Annotated in this window: 15 protein-coding genes; 11 read left to right on the top strand and 4 right to left on the bottom strand. The window is 55.5% G+C overall.

The window, feature by feature from the left end:
• The first annotated feature begins 2 nt into the window (after positions 1-2).
• From mlaE to murA, 6 genes are all read left to right on the top strand, one after another.
• Complete coding sequence (gene mlaE, locus M495_RS21525) at positions 3-785, top strand: lipid asymmetry maintenance ABC transporter permease subunit MlaE (RefSeq protein ID WP_020831857.1); 783 nt, start codon at positions 3-5, stop codon at positions 783-785.
• 4 nt (positions 786-789) lie between these two features.
• Entirely contained in the window at positions 790-1,341 is a 552-nt protein-coding gene (mlaD, locus tag M495_RS21520) for an outer membrane lipid asymmetry maintenance protein MlaD (protein ID WP_041415008.1), read from the top strand.
• Between the two features lie 14 nt (positions 1,342-1,355).
• Positions 1,356-1,985 (top strand): phospholipid-binding protein MlaC, encoded by a 630-nt coding sequence (mlaC, locus tag M495_RS21515; protein WP_020831853.1) that lies wholly within the window; start codon positions 1,356-1,358, stop codon positions 1,983-1,985.
• On the top strand, positions 1,985-2,287 hold the full coding sequence (mlaB, locus tag M495_RS21510) for a lipid asymmetry maintenance protein MlaB (RefSeq protein WP_020831851.1): 303 nt from the start codon (positions 1,985-1,987) through the stop codon (positions 2,285-2,287). Before mlaC ends, mlaB begins: the two co-directional genes overlap by 1 nt.
• A 140-nt stretch (positions 2,288-2,427) precedes the next feature.
• A complete protein-coding gene (gene ibaG, locus M495_RS21505; protein ID WP_020831850.1) occupies positions 2,428-2,682 on the top strand; it encodes a BolA family iron metabolism protein IbaG in 255 nt (84 codons plus the stop codon).
• A gap of 55 nt (positions 2,683-2,737) precedes the next feature.
• Complete coding sequence (murA, locus tag M495_RS21500; protein WP_020831849.1) at positions 2,738-3,997, top strand: UDP-N-acetylglucosamine 1-carboxyvinyltransferase; 1,260 nt, start codon at positions 2,738-2,740, stop codon at positions 3,995-3,997.
• Between the two features lie 722 nt (positions 3,998-4,719).
• On the opposite strand, the gene degS is transcribed toward murA, so the two are convergent.
• The 3 genes from degS to zapG form a co-directional block, all read right to left on the bottom strand.
• Complete coding sequence (gene degS / locus M495_RS21495) at positions 4,720-5,778, bottom strand: outer membrane-stress sensor serine endopeptidase DegS (RefSeq protein ID WP_020831847.1); 1,059 nt, start codon at positions 5,776-5,778, stop codon at positions 4,720-4,722.
• 96 nt (positions 5,779-5,874) lie between these two features.
• Entirely contained in the window at positions 5,875-7,245 is a 1,371-nt protein-coding gene (degQ, locus tag M495_RS21490) for a serine endoprotease DegQ (RefSeq protein ID WP_041415005.1), read from the bottom strand.
• 195 nt (positions 7,246-7,440) lie between these two features.
• Positions 7,441-7,842, bottom strand: coding sequence for a Z-ring associated protein ZapG (gene zapG, locus M495_RS21485; RefSeq protein ID WP_020831844.1), 402 nt, complete (start codon positions 7,840-7,842; stop codon positions 7,441-7,443).
• 231 nt (positions 7,843-8,073) lie between these two features.
• Between zapG and zapE the strand changes: the two genes are divergently transcribed.
• The 5 genes from zapE (at position 8,074) to sspB (ending at position 11,795) form a co-directional block, all read left to right on the top strand.
• A complete protein-coding gene (zapE, locus tag M495_RS21480) occupies positions 8,074-9,201 on the top strand; it encodes a cell division protein ZapE (RefSeq protein WP_020831842.1) in 1,128 nt (375 codons plus the stop codon).
• A 275-nt stretch (positions 9,202-9,476) separates the two neighbouring features.
• Positions 9,477-9,905, top strand: coding sequence for a 50S ribosomal protein L13 (rplM, locus tag M495_RS21475; protein WP_020831840.1), 429 nt, complete (start codon positions 9,477-9,479; stop codon positions 9,903-9,905).
• 15 nt (positions 9,906-9,920) lie between these two features.
• Entirely contained in the window at positions 9,921-10,313 is a 393-nt protein-coding gene (rpsI, locus tag M495_RS21470) for a 30S ribosomal protein S9 (RefSeq protein WP_020831838.1), read from the top strand.
• A gap of 337 nt (positions 10,314-10,650) precedes the next feature.
• Entirely contained in the window at positions 10,651-11,292 is a 642-nt protein-coding gene (sspA, locus tag M495_RS21465; protein WP_012147043.1) for a stringent starvation protein SspA, read from the top strand.
• A gap of 5 nt (positions 11,293-11,297) precedes the next feature.
• Positions 11,298-11,795 carry a ClpXP protease specificity-enhancing factor gene (gene sspB / locus M495_RS21460; protein WP_041415002.1) on the top strand — a complete coding sequence of 166 codons (498 nt, stop codon included), beginning with the start codon at positions 11,298-11,300 and terminating at the stop codon, positions 11,793-11,795.
• 66 nt (positions 11,796-11,861) lie between these two features.
• Here sspB and M495_RS21455 read toward each other — a convergent pair whose 3' ends face one another.
• Positions 11,862-12,341 carry a hypothetical protein gene (locus M495_RS21455; protein ID WP_020831834.1) on the bottom strand — a complete coding sequence of 160 codons (480 nt, stop codon included), beginning with the start codon at positions 12,339-12,341 and terminating at the stop codon, positions 11,862-11,864.
• Positions 12,342-12,413 lie beyond the last annotated feature (72 nt).

Here is a 12,413-nt window from a genome sequence, read left to right as displayed (position 1 = left end):
TGATGTTATTACAGGCGTTAGCGTCGTTAGGACGCCGTGGCATCAACACCAGCGCCAGCTTTGGGCGTGCCGGGTTGATGCTGTTCAACGCGCTGGTCGGGCGGCCTGAGCCGCGCAGGCAGTGGCCGCTGTTGCTCAAGCAGTTGCACAGCGTGGGCGTGCAGTCGCTGCTGATCATCGTGGTTTCCGGGTTGTTTATCGGTATGGTGCTGGGGCTGCAGGGTTATCTGGTACTGACCACTTACAGCGCAGAAGCCAGCCTGGGCATGATGGTGGCGTTATCGCTGCTGCGTGAACTGGGCCCGGTGGTCACCGCGTTGCTGTTTGCCGGGCGTGCCGGCTCTGCATTGACGGCCGAAATTGGCCTGATGAAGGCAACGGAACAAATTTCCAGCCTGGAAATGATGGCCGTCGATCCGCTGCGGCGTATCGTTGCGCCGCGCTTCTGGGCCGGTTTGATCAGCATGCCATTGCTGACGATGATTTTTGTCGCTATCGGCATCTGGGGCGGCTCGGTGGTGGGCGTAGACTGGAAGGGCATCGACAGTGGCTTCTTCTGGTCGGCCATGCAGGGCGCCGTTGAGTGGAAAAAAGACTTGCTCAACTGCCTGATCAAGAGCGTGGTATTTGCCATCACCGTGACCTGGATTGCCATCTTCAACGGGTATGATGCCGTACCTACCTCTGAAGGGATAAGCCGGGCAACGACCCGTACCGTGGTACATTCGTCACTGGCGGTGTTGGGATTGGATTTCGTGCTGACAGCACTGATGTTTGGGAATTGATTCGATGCAAACGAAGAAGAGTGAAATCTGGGTTGGGGCATTTATGCTGATTGCGCTGTGCGCCATCGTGTTTTTGTGCCTGCAAGTGGCGAACATTAAGTCGATCGGTAACGAGCCAACATACCGCATCTACGCGACCTTCGATAACATCGGTGGTTTGAAAGCGCGTTCTCCGGTGAAAATCGGCGGTGTGATGATTGGCCGGGTGGCTGATATTACGCTCGATCCTAAAACCTATACGCCGCGCGTAGCCCTGGATATCCAGGATAAATACGACCAGATCCCGGACACCAGCTCACTGGCGATCCGTACCTCCGGCCTGTTGGGGGAGCAATATCTGGCGCTGAACGTCGGTTTTGAAGATCCGGATATGGGCACGGCCATCTTGAAAGATGGCGGCACGATTCAGGACACCAAATCAGCCATGGTTCTGGAAGATCTGATCGGCCAGTTCCTGTATAAGAGCGGCGGTCAGGATGATGCTGCCAAAACGGGAGACGCGGCTGCTCAGCCGGCTGCCGGTGCAGCTCCACAAGCCGCTGCCCCTATTCATTAAGAGAGGAAACCTGCATGTTTAAACGTTTACTTATGGTTGCCCTGCTGGTGGTCGCACCGCTGGCGAATGCGGTCGATCAGACCAATCCTTACAGCCTGATGCAAGACGCGGCTGAGAAGACCTTCACCCGTCTGAAAACCGAACAGCCGAAGATCAAGCAGGACCCTAACTACCTGCGTTCCGTGGTGCATCAGGAGCTGATGCCGTTTGTGCAGGTCAAATACGCCGGTGCGCTGGTGCTGGGCCGTTTTTACAAAGAATCGACGCCGGCGCAGCGTGAAGCCTACTTCACCGCATTCCAGGCCTACCTGGAACAGGCTTACGGCCAGGCGCTGGCGATGTACCACGGCCAAACTTATCAGATTGAGCCAGAGAAGCCGCTGGGCGACGCCAGCATTGTGGCGATCCGCGTGACCATCATCGACAATGGCGGTCGTCCGCCGGTGCGTCTGGACTTCCAGTGGCGCAAAAACACCAAAACCGGTAACTGGCAGGCTTATGACATGATCGCCGAAGGCGTCAGCATGATCACCACCAAGCAGAACGAGTGGGCTTCTACGCTGCGTACCCAGGGGATCGACGGCCTGACCAAGCAACTGCAGGCGGCGGCGGCTCAGCCGATTACTCTGGATCAGAAAAACTGATGTCAGCTGCACTCAGCTTTGAATCGCAGCAACAGACCCTGATCCTGCGCGGTGCGTTGGATCGGGAAACCCTGTTGCCGCTGTGGGAACAGCGGGAAACGTTGCTGGCGGATAAAACCGCTATCGACGTTGCGCAACTGCAGCGGGTGGACTCGTCCGGGTTGGCACTGCTGGTGCATCTGCGCGAACAGCAACGCCAACATGGCGTGGAATTAAAAATTTCTGGCGCCGGCGATCGCTTGAAAACGCTGATCGCACTGTACAATCTGCAAGCAATAATGCCTGTCGATACCGCTGGTTAGCCCGATTTTCGACTGGATGAAGACGTTTTCTCCCCAGAAAGCCCCTGTTGTACAGGGGCTTTTTCTTTAGTTTAAGAAAACGTCGTATTCCACTAAGATATCAGGCTGATTATGATCCTTTTGATACAGAACTGGATACTATGGAAAATAGCGAGATTAAAGATGTGCTGATGCGCGCATTGGCACTGGAAGAAGCACATGTTACCGGCGACGGCAGCCATTTTCAGGTGATCGTGGTCGGTGAGCTGTTTGCCGCCATGAGCCGCGTTAAGAAACAACAGGCGGTCTATGCGCCGTTGATGGAATACATTGCGGACAACCGTATTCACGCCTTGTCGATTAAGGCGTACACCCCTGAAGAGTGGCAGCGAGATCGCAAACTCAACGGATTTTAAGGCTGTTTGCCCAGCGGGGCGGGCAGCGTCAGTTTAGATAACAGAGAGTAGTCAAATGGATAAATTTCGTGTGCAGGGCCGGACCCGCCTCAGCGGTGAAGTGGCTATTTCCGGGGCTAAAAACGCCGCCCTGCCGATCCTGTTCGCCGCATTGTTAGCGGAAGAGCCGGTCGAGTTGCAGAATGTCCCGAAGCTGAAGGACATCGACACCACCATTAAGCTACTCAGCCAATTAGGCACCAAGATTGAACGCAACGGTTCCGTATTCGTTGACGCCAGCGGCGTGAACGAATTCTGTGCACCCTACGATCTGGTGAAAACCATGCGCGCCTCTATCTGGGCGTTGGGGCCGTTGGTTGCCCGTTTCGGCCGTGGTCAGGTTTCTCTGCCGGGCGGCTGCGCCATCGGTGCGCGTCCGGTCGATCTGCATATTACCGGTCTGGAACAGCTCGGTGCAGAGATCAAACTGGAAGAAGGCTATGTTAAAGCTTCCGTCGATGGCCGCCTGAAGGGCGCACACATCGTTATGGACAAGGTCAGCGTTGGCGCTACCGTGACCATCATGAGTGCTGCCACCCTGGCGACCGGTACCACCGTGATTGAGAATGCTGCGCGTGAACCGGAAATTGTCGATACGGCCAACTTCCTCAACACGCTCGGCGCAAAAATCACCGGTGCCGGCAGTGACCGCATTACTATCGAAGGGGTTGAGCGTCTGGGCGGCGGTGTTTATCGCGTTCTGCCGGATCGCATCGAGACCGGTACCTTCCTGATCGCTGCAGCCGTTTCCGGTGGCAAGGTGATGTGCCGTGATACCCGTCCTGATACGCTGGATGCTGTGTTGGCCAAGCTGCGCGAAGCCGGTGCGGATATCGAAGTGGGCGAAGACTGGATCAGTCTGGATATGCATGGCAAACGCCCTAAAGCGGTGACCGTGCGTACTGCGCCACACCCGGGGTTCCCGACCGATATGCAGGCTCAGTTCAGCCTGCTGAACCTGGTTGCGGAAGGCACCGGTGTGATCACCGAAACCATCTTTGAAAACCGCTTCATGCATGTGCCTGAGCTGATCCGTATGGGTGCACACGCTGAGATCGAGAGCAACACCGTGATTTGCCACGGCGTTGAGCAACTGTCAGGGGCTCAGGTGATGGCGACCGATCTGCGTGCTTCAGCCAGCCTGGTATTGGCCGGTTGCATCGCCGATGGTGTGACCGTCGTCGATCGTATCTATCACATCGACCGTGGTTATGAGCGTATCGAAGACAAGCTGCGCGCGCTGGGTGCTAATATCGAGCGTGTGAAAGGCGAGTAATTTGTCTGACGGGCATTTTTTATTCGGTCCCTGAAGGCTCAGTGCAGGCAGAATTGCCGTCAATATCCCGCATTTCTCTGCCACCGCAATGAACGGCAATTGGAGGGGCCGTAGGCGCGGCCCCTCCACCCGCGCCCTCGCTTAACACCCTCTGTCCGCTATGCGGATACCCTCGCTGCACCCGCGTTGTCGGGCGGGTCGGCTACGACAAACCTCCCTGTTAGTCTCGCCTCAACCGGCCTTCCCTGGCCGGTTGCCCCTGACAACGCCGCCTTGCTCGGCAGAGGGTGATGCGCGCCAAGGTCAACACCCGCATCAGCAGCCACCGGGCAACTTATCCCCTGAGTTTGACGTTGAGTGATGAAAGACGGTGAAAATGGTGAGATGAGCACGTTGTTGGGTGCCCTTGAAGACGTCGAACGCAGGAGCGGCGCATAGGCGAAACCGCCATGGACGGCGGTTTCAGGCGAGACAGGCAGGGACGCCTGTCGTAGCCGGCAGTGATGCGGCGTGATGAAGTGAGAGTCGTTGGCGCAGCCAACCGTCTGATAGGGCAAAGGCGCGGGTTGCAAGGGGCCGCGCCTACGGACCCTTGCTCGGTCGGAGCTTCAGAACCTCATGGAGCTTTGCCCGTTTATCGACCGAAAAGAACATTGAACTGGCCTAAAAAACACCTTAAGTGAACGGCATTAGTATTGAGGGCTCGGCATTGCCGGGCCTTTTTAATTGTTATCTTCCGGGAATTCGCCCACCGTCATCTTCAGCGTGATGCGTTTGCCTTCGCGCAGGACCACCACCGGGATTTCTGTACCCGGTCGGATTTCTGCTACCTGGTCCATGGTTTCCAGCACCGATACCGCAGGCTTGTTGTCCACGTTGATGATCACATCGTTAATATGGAAACCGGCGTTGCCTGCCGGCCCGCCCTGAGTAATTTCAGTCACGATAATGCCCTGCAGGCGATCGATGCCGGAATTGGACGAGCGCAACGGAATAATCTCTTTGCCCTGAATGCCGAAATAACCCCGAATGACGCGGCCGTCGCGGATCAGTTTGTCCATAATCTTGGTGGCCAGCTCGATAGGAATGGCGAAACCCAGGCCTTCCGGCGTTTCACCGTCGGTGATTTTATCGTAGGTCAGGGTATTGATACCGATTAATTCGCCCAGGGAGTTGACCAACGCGCCGCCGGAGTTGCCGCGGTTAATTGAGGCATCGGTCTGCAGGAAGGTCTGACGCCCGGTGGTGCTCATACTGATACGGCCGGTGGCGCTGAGGATCCCCTGAGTCACGGTCTGGCCGAGGTTATAAGGGTTGCCAATCGCCAGCACGACGTCACCTACGTGCGCGGTGCGCGCGTTATTAATTGGGATCACCGGCAGGTTGCCCTGATCTATTTTCAGCACTGCCAGATCGGTCAGGCTGTCGGAGCCGACCAACAGCGCCTCATAGCGGCGGCCGTCCTGGACGACCACGGTAATTTGTTGCGCATCCTTGATCACGTGTCGATTGGTCAGGATATAGCCGCGTTCATTCATGATCACGCCAGAACCCAGCGACAGCACGTTGGCGGTGCCGTTCATGTTGCGGTTGTAGATATTGACTACGGCAGGCGCGGCACGACGCACCGCCTTATTGTAACTGACGGGCGTTTCATCACGGGTATTGTCATGTTTGTCTGCGAACAAGGCATTGGAAGAACGTAGCACAGGCAACGCAACCAGCAGTAGGCCAGCAACGATTAGACCAATAACGACAGAGCGCAAAAGCTTAGCAAACATGGAGTTTTAGTACGTGAGGTGAAAGATACCGGGAGGATAACATGAGAATACCGAGCGCAGTATGTCACCGCGCCCGGTTTTTAAACAAATATACGATCAGCGCAACAGCAGATAAATGGTTTCGCCGCCGCGCACGATATTCAGCGCCATGACCGGTGGTTTGGCTTCCAGCACTTTGCGCAGTGCAGTGATGTTCTCAATACGCTGGCGGTTGACGCCGATGATCACATCGTCTTTCTGCAGCCCGATTTGTGCCGCCGCAGAGCCTTTGTCCACTTTATCGATCTTCACGCCTTTTTCACCGCTTGGGATCGCCCCGTTGCTGAGTGAAACCCCCTGCAGAGCTGGGGAAAGCGTTTCGGCATTGGTTGAGGCGCTTTCGCTGTTATCCAGCGTAACGGAAACTTCCTGCGGTTTGCCGTCGCGCAGCAGACCAACCTTGATGGTTTTGCCCGGCGCAGTGGTGCCAACCTTGGCGCGCAGCTCGGCGAAACTGCTGACAGGCTTGCCGTCCACCGAAACCAGGATATCGCCAGCCTTGATGCCCGCCTTGGCAGCGGCGGATTTCGGCAGCACTTCGCTGACGAACGCCCCGCGTTGCGCGTCGGTATTAAAGGCCTTGGCCATATCGGCGGTCATTTCACTGCCTTTAATGCCCAGTAGCCCGCGTTTCACTTCGCCAAACTCGATCAACTGCTGGCTGAGGTTCTGCGCCATGTTGCTCGGAATGGCAAAACCGATCCCCACGTTGCCGCCGCTTGGCGCCAAAATGGCGGTGTTGATGCCGATCAGCTCACCGTTAAGGTTAACCAGCGCGCCACCGGAGTTGCCGCGGTTGATGGACGCATCGGTCTGAATAAAGTTTTCCAACCCTTCCAGGTTCAGGCCACTGCGGCCCAACGCGGAAATAATGCCGGAAGTGGCGGTTTGGCCCAGGCCAAACGGGTTGCCGACGGCCACGGCGAAATCACCGACCCGCAGTTTATCGGAGTCCGCCATTTTTATAGCGGTCAGGTTTTTCACGTCGTTGAGCTGAAGCAGGGCGATATCGGACTGTTCGTCACGGCCTACCAGCTTGGCGTCCACTTCACGGCCATCGTTCAACTGTACGCTGATTTTATCGGCGTTGTTGATCACGTGGTTGTTGGTCAGCACATAGCCCTTGGCGGCGTCGATGATGACGCCGGAACCCAAGCCTTCAAACGGGCGTGAGCTTTGCTGTTGCCCAGGGCCACCAGGGCCAAAGAAGCGTCTGAACTCCTCCGGAACTTGCTGGCGTTGTACCTGGGTTCCTTCAACATGCACGCTGACCACTGCGGGCAAGACCTTCTCCAGCATCGGCGCCAGGCTTGGCAGCGGTTGCCCTTGAACGGCGACGGGCATCGCGGCGGTGGCAGCCGGTACGGAGGTCAGTGTGAGGCCAATACTCATTGCCAATGCACTAAGAATTAACGACTTTTTCTTCATTGATAATAGCTCTCTCAATACCTGCCGGTGGAATAGTGATGATAAAGCAGCAGCAATACCATAGTGAAGGGTAAGACCGTGAATTTGCGTGAAAAGTTCACTCAAACGTCTGCGTTAAGGATAGCTCAGCGTGGGGGAAGAAGTATGAGGAGGATCAAAAACCCGTGGGACTGGCCCACGGGCGAAGAACGGCGTTTAGTCGCGGCGTGGACGTTCGCCACGTAGCAGGCCTGATGCGCCTTCGGAGTAGTCGCGCGGCATTTCTACCGGCGCCTGGTCGTTATCCGCTTCGGCTTCGGTCAGGCGATAGCGGAACGGATTTTCCTGCATCGGCAGATCCGGCAGCAGGTTGTTTGAGCTTTTCGCCATATGCTGATACAGCTGGCGATAATCGCGTGCCATGTTGTCCAGCAGCTCGGCGCTGCGGGCAAAATGACCGACCAACTCCTGACGATACTCTTCCAGCTCGGTTTTGCTCTTATCCAACTCGTTCTGCAAAACTTGTTGTTGACGTAATTTACGGTTACCAAAACGCATCGCTACCGCACCAATGACGATACCGACCACCAAACCAATCAGCGCATACTCCCAGGTCATGATGACTCCTATTTTGACTTCGTTGTTCCGCAGGGATTTTTCACTTAATAATATCCACTATAACCGTTAACCTTGTCCGAGTGGAATCCTGATGAGCTTTGACCTGATTTTTACAGGGTTTTCAGCGCCGCTCAGAGTGGGCATTTGTGGCGATATGAGGGCTAACCAGCCGTAATATGTCGCGAAAATGGGCTAAATAATTTCTAAGCGTTCTTAGGGAACATCGAACAGATGCAGGCACAATCACCGTTATCACGCTACCAGCGGCTGCTTGCTGCGGGGGAATACCAGGCCGATGAGGTTCAACGCCAGGCCGTCACTCAACTGGATCATATCTATCAGGCCTTGCAGCAAATACCGGCCGTCAGTGCACCTGCCGGCGGTCTGCGCGGCAAGCTGAGCCGTTTGCTGGGCAAAAGCAGCGAAACGGCAAAACAGCGGCCGGTGCAGGGCTTATATATGTGGGGCGGGGTCGGGCGTGGCAAAACCTGGCTGATGGATATGTTTTTCCACAGCCTGCCGGGTGACCGCAAGCTACGGCTGCATTTCCACCGCTTCATGCTGCGGGTGCACGAAGAGCTGACCGAATTGCAGGGGCAGGAAAATCCGCTGGAAATCATCGCTGATGGTTTCAAGGCGCAAACCGACGTGCTGTGTTTCGACGAGTTCTTTGTTTCCGATATCACCGACGCCATGCTGCTGGCGACGCTGTTGCAGGCGCTGTTTGCCCGTGGCATCACGCTGGTCGCCACCTCCAATATTCCGCCGGACGATCTGTATCGCAACGGTCTGCAGCGCGCGCGCTTCCTGCCGGCGATCGACCTGATTAACGAATATTGCGATGTGATGAACGTTGATGCCGGCATTGATTATCGTCTGCGCACCCTGACTCAGGCGCACCTGTATCTGACGCCGCTGGATGAACAAACCCGGCAGACCATGGATCAGATGTTCGTGAAACTGGCCGGCAAGAAAGGCGAGGCGGCACCGGTATTGCAGATCAATCACCGGCCGCTGCAGGTTATCCACGCGGTAGACGGCGTGCTGGCCGTTGATTTTCATACCTTGTGCGAGGAAGCACGCAGCCAGCTCGATTACATCGCCTTATCGCGCCTCTACCACAGCGTTATCCTGTATAATGTGCGCGTGATGGGGCCGTTGAAGGAAAATACCGCACGCCGCTTCCTGGCGTTGGTGGATGAATTTTACGAGCGCCACGTCAAGTTGGTGATCGCTGCCGAAGCCTCGATGTTCGAGATTTACCAGGGCGAGCGGTTGAAGTTCGAGTACCAGCGTTGCCTGTCACGTCTGCAGGAGATGCAGAGTGAAGAGTATCTGAAGTTGCCGCATCTGCCTTGATTGCCCGGGGGCGCCACCGCCGGTGTCCCCGATTTTCCGCTGCTGGCGATTAATTGCGTTTCCATTCAAAAAGCGTTCGATCTTTGTGAGCGACTTCTCTATAATCTTGCGACCCCACGTTACAACAAAGTTTTTTTTCCCAAAAACTTTATAGTGCCGGCAATGGCTATTCGAAGGGGTAGGTTTGCTGGACTTGTATGGTCGTGTGAGCCTCAACTGTTTTCGAGCGTTTGGGTGTTCACCAACGTGTAACTAATTATTGGGTAAGCTTTCTAATGAAAACTTTTACAGCTAAACCAGAGAGCGTTCAACGCGACTGGTACGTTGTTGATGCAGATGGTAAAACTTTAGGCCGTCTCGCTACTGAACTGGCTCGTCGTCTGCGCGGCAAGCATAAAGCGGAATACACCCCGCACGTTGATACCGGTGACTACATCATCGTTCTGAACGCAGAAAAAGTTGCTGTAACCGGCAACAAGCGTACAGACAAGGTGTATTACCACCACACCGGCCACATCGGTGGTATCAAGCAAGCGACCTTTGAAGAGATGATTGCCCGCCGTCCTGAGCGCGTGATTGAAATCGCGGTTAAAGGCATGCTGCCAAAGGGTCCGTTGGGTCGTGCAATGTTCCGTAAACTGAAAGTTTACGCGGGCAACGAGCACACTCATGCGGCACAGCAACCGCAAGTTCTTGACATCTAATCGGGATTATAGGCAATGGCTGAAAATCAATACTACGGCACTGGTCGCCGCAAAAGCTCCGCCGCTCGCGTTTTCATCAAGCCGGGCAGTGGTAACATCGTAATTAACCAGCGCAGCCTGGAACAGTACTTCGGTCGCGAAACTGCCCGCATGGTAGTTCGTCAACCGCTGGAACTGACTGACATGGTTGGTAAATTTGACCTGTACATCACCGTTAAAGGTGGTGGTATCTCTGGTCAAGCTGGTGCTATCCGTCACGGTATCACCCGTGCACTGATGGAGTACGACGAGACTCTGCGTGCAGAATTGCGTAAAGCTGGCTTCGTCACTCGTGACGCCCGTCAGGTTGAACGTAAGAAAGTCGGTCTGCGTAAAGCACGTCGCCGTCCGCAGTTCTCCAAGCGTTAATTTTTTACTGCTTCGGCAGTGGAATTTACGCAAAAAACCCGGTGCTTCACCGGGTTTTTTTATGCCTGAAAATCACGTCGCTGCTACTAAAATCTTTGGTATATCAGACAATTCAATACGAATTCGCCGCACAGCCCCCACAAAACAAGCAAAATCTGGTAAACTATCATCCACTTTTGCGCCTGTTCGCCATGCAGCAGTTATCAGTTTACCTCCGAGGCCGGTTTTTAAGACCTAAGGTTTAGCTGCGAGTTGCTGGCCTGCGGTCAAGATCATTCAGGATAGCAGCCTGTCAGTGGGCTATTCGCAGTATTTTCTAGATAACTTGGAGGTTTTCATGGCTGTCGCTGCCAACAAACGTTCGGTAATGACGCTGTTCTCTGGCCCGACCGACATTTTTAGCCATCAAGTACGTATCGTACTGGCGGAGAAAGGTGTCAGCGTCGAGATTGAGCAGGTTGAGTTGGATAACCTGCCGCAGGATCTGATTGACCTCAACCCGTACCAGACGGTGCCTACGCTGGTCGATCGCGAACTGACCCTGTATGAATCCCGTATCATCATGGAATACCTTGATGAACGCTTCCCGCACCCGCCGTTGATGCCGGTTTATCCGGTCGCGCGCGGCGAGAGCCGCCTGATGATGCTGCGTATCGAGAAAAACTGGTATTCGCTGATGTACAAAATCGAGCAGAGCAACGGCCAGGAAGCTGAATCAGCTCGCCGTCAACTGCGCGAAGAGCTGCTGGCGATTGCCCCTATCTTTGGTCAGACGCCGTATTTCATGAGCGAAGAGTTCAGCCTGGTGGATTGCTACCTGGCGCCGCTGCTGTGGCGTTTACCGCAGTTAGGCATTGAGCTGAGCGGTGCTGGCTCCAAAGAGCTGAAAGGCTACATGACCCGCGTGTTCGAACGCGATGCCTTCCTGGCCTCCCTGACCGAAGCCGAGCGCGAAATGCGCCTGCAGACTCGGGGCTAAGCGTCATGGATATGTCTCAGATGACACCACGCCGTCCGTATTTGCTACGGGCGTTCTATGACTGGTTGCTGGACAATCAGCTAACACCGCATCTGGTGGTAGATGTGACGCGTCCTGATGTGCAAGTGCCGATGGAATTCGCCCGCGATGGACAGATTGTTCTGAACATTGCGCCGCGTGCGGTGGGCAATCTGGAACTGGGCAACGACGAAGTGCATTTCAACGCACGTTTCGGCGGTGTGCCGCGTCAGGTTTCTGTGCCAATGGCAGCCGTGCTGGCGATCTATGCGCGTGAGAACGGTGCAGGCACCATGTTCGAACCGGAAGCCGCTTATGAAGCGGAAGGCGCGTTTGAAGGCCTGGACAATGAGACGATCCCATCGGAAAGCCTGATGTCGGTGATTGATGGCGATCGGCCGGATCTGAGTGAAGATAACGATTCGGACGATGAACCGCCTCTGCCGCCACGTGGTGGCCGCCCGGCACTGCGCGTGGTGAAATAACCTCGCGGTAGTGAACACCAAAGGTCGCTTCGGCGACCTTTTTTATTGCCTGCGATCCAGCTTGGCTTAGCTTTTCAATGAGGCGATACAGGCGTCACGCGGTGCACTGAGATCGCCGATACGGACGGTGGTGAGTGCATGGGTGGCGCGCTGCTTGAACGTGGTGATAGCGGTATCACCTTGCACTTCCGGCGGCGCGGTACAGATATCGTTGATCGGTAAGTTATTGCCTTTGTCGAGGGCATGCAGCACCGCCGCGGGGTTATAGACCAACGCGGAAGACAGGGCTGACTTCACGCCGGCGGTAAATGAGGCGTTACCGCCATTGGCCAGTTTAGGGGCCAGCGCGATCCAGTTATCGTCGCCCAGTTTGATGTTTTTTTCTACCGCGGCAAGCTGGCCTGCTTTAGCCAGTTGTGCGACCACCGACGCCGCACCGCGTGCCTCAATGTTATAACCCACTTCCTGAGAGTCGAGCGACATGGCCAGTGAATTGAAGCTGACAACCAGCAGTGCGCCAGTCAGTAAGGCAAAGGAGAATTTCATGGTTAGCTATCCTTATCAAGATATCAGACGCAGCAGCGCCCCTGAGTGATGCTAACTCAATACTATAGCGCG

It is taken from the genome of Serratia liquefaciens ATCC 27592, from assembly GCF_000422085.1.
Taxonomy (GTDB): Bacteria; Pseudomonadota; Gammaproteobacteria; order Enterobacterales; family Enterobacteriaceae; genus Serratia; species Serratia liquefaciens.
The sequence above is the reverse complement of the archived record's forward strand: the minus strand, read 5'-3'. Positions and strand labels throughout refer to the sequence as shown.